At 70.0% G+C, this 1,839-nt stretch carries 1 protein-coding gene; it reads left to right on the top strand.

The features are described from left to right. The coding region (locus ABFX51_RS05850) for a zonular occludens toxin domain-containing protein (RefSeq protein ID WP_346052635.1) at positions 1-1,839 on the top strand (1,839 nt) is incomplete at both ends.

Here is a 1,839-nt window from a genome sequence, read left to right as displayed (position 1 = left end):
CCATCGAGCGCTACAAGGGCTACCGCCGCGACCTGGCCACCGCCTACCGCGTGACGCGGACGGTGGTGACCAGTGACCGCACCAAGACCACCTTCCGGCACGCGGTCGGCTATCCGCTGGCCGGGGCTGGGGTGGTGATCAAGCGGTGGCGCGACACCCACGGCCCCTCCCGCTACGAGCGGCAGATGCGCGCCGCTGAGGCGGCCGGTGACCAGGAAGCGTTGCGGTACTGGCAGGAGGCCGACGTGGCGGAGAAGCAGCGCCGCCACGACCGCGTGATGGACTGGATCAAAGCCCCTGGTCAGCTCATCAAGGCCGGGGCGATCGGGCTGGTCGGGCTGGCCGGGCTGCTGCTGGTGCTCGGGATCATCCTCGCGATCAACTCGGGCAACATCGCCGACGTGATCGGGCCGATCGGCGCGGTGCTGGACGCGATCGCGTTCTCGGTGTGGTTCCTGACCAGCTACGGCGTGTTCCTGCTGGCCGGGGGCACCGCCGCCGGGCTGGTCTACCTGTACCGGGTGGGCAAGCAGCACGGCGAGGTGCCCGGCTGGCTGGCCGACCCGGAGCCCGAGGGCGACCAGATGGACGGCCTGCCGGACGAGAACACCATCCTCAACGCGCTGCGCAACCTCAACATCCCCGGCTTCACCCGGGCGATGAAGGAGGGGTGGCGGATCAAGTTCCTGATGCCGCCCACCATCGACGGCAAGGGCTGGCGCGCCCAGCTCGCCCTCCCGCCCGCGTGCCCGGTGGAGGAGATCGTCAAGCGCAAGAACACCCTGGCCCACAACCTGGTGCGCTTCCCGATCGAGGTGTGGCCGACCGAACCGCAGGCGTCCGTGCTGGACCTGTGGGTGGCCAAGCCCGGCGCGCTGTCCGGTCCGGTCGACCCGTGGCCGCTGCTGGAAGACCTGGACAACGCCCAGACCGACTACTTCACCGGGGTGCCGGCCGGGGTCACCATCAAGGGCGACGTGGTGCGGGGCCGGTTGTCGGAGGCCAACTACGTGTTCGGCGGGATGATGGGCTCCGGCAAGTCCACGCTCGCGATCACCCTGGCGCTGGGCGCGATGCTGGACCCGCTGGTCGAGATCGACGTGATCGTGATGGCCGAGAACGCCGACTTCGAGCCGATGAAACCGCGGCTGCGGTCCCTGCGCACCGGCGCGGGGGAAGAGACGGTGGAAGCCTGCATGGCCCTGCTGCACGAGCTCTACGAAGACCTCACGGTGCGGGGTGAGGCGCTGCGCGAGCACGACGCCCGCGCCGTCACTCGTGAGCTGGCCGAGAAAGACGACCGGCTGAGGCCCCGCGTGGTGGTCATCGACGAGTGCCAGAACCTGTTCCTGGGCAAGCACGGCAAGAACGCGATCGAGGTGGCCTCCAAGCTCATGTCCACCGCCCGCAAGTACGCCATCACCCTGATGTTCCTCACCCCCGAGCCGTCCAAGGACGCGCTCCCGCGCAAGATCATCAGCATTGCCAGCAACAAGGCGTGCTTCGCCATCGGCGACCAGAACGGCAACGACGCCGTGCTGGGCACCGGCAGCTACAAGGCCGGAATCTCCGCCGTCGGCCTGACCCCGAAGACCGACGAAGGCCCGGGGGACATCGGCACCTGCATGCAGCGCGGGTTCACCGCCAAGCCCGGCCTGCTGCGCAGCTTCTACGTCGACCAGCGCGACGCCCACCGCGTCACCCAGCGCGCCCTGCAACTGCGCGAACAGGCCCGCATCAGCGGCAGCGCCCCGGCCGAGGAGGAGCGGGACCTGCTGGCCGACGTGCTCGCGGTGATGGGCACCAAGCCCGGCCGGGCCGGGGAGGTCGCCAAGGCCC

The sequence above is a fragment of the Amycolatopsis dongchuanensis genome (assembly GCF_039542405.1).
Classification (GTDB): Bacteria; Actinomycetota; Actinomycetes; order Mycobacteriales; family Pseudonocardiaceae; genus Amycolatopsis_E; species Amycolatopsis_E sacchari.
Note: the sequence above shows the minus strand (reverse complement) of the source record. Positions and strands in the feature narration are given on the sequence as shown.